The 301-nt window shown below is 35.9% G+C and carries 1 protein-coding gene; it reads right to left on the reverse strand.

Annotation, left to right across the window (positions count from 1 at the left end; all coding sequences use genetic code 11):
• Window positions 1–71: 71 nt before the first annotated feature.
• Window positions 72–301 (reverse strand): 2-C-methyl-D-erythritol 2,4-cyclodiphosphate synthase (locus AOA62_RS00135; protein ID WP_143521703.1); only part of this gene is annotated, 230 nt, incomplete at its 5' end.

Here is a 301-nt window from a genome sequence, read left to right on the forward strand (position 1 = left end):
ACACGTACTTGTTGAGTCATAGTATGACACCATCCATTCATTTGTTCTTTATTGTTTATTTTAATTTATTGTTATTCTTCAATCAACAGCACGACTGCCATCGATGCAATACCTTCTTCTCTTCCTGTAAAACCTAGTTTTTCTGTCGTTGTGGCTTTAACATTGACTTGGCCTACTTCAGCTTCTAATAATGCAGCAATCCTATTTTTCATTTTTTCAATATGTGGCGCCATTTTAGGTCTCTGTGCCATAATCGTACAATCTACATTACCTAGCTTGTACCCTTTTTCCTTTACGATTC

The organism is Pseudomonas sp. 2995-3 (assembly GCF_002742565.1).
GTDB lineage: Bacteria > Pseudomonadota > Gammaproteobacteria > Pseudomonadales > Pseudomonadaceae > Aquipseudomonas > Aquipseudomonas edaphica.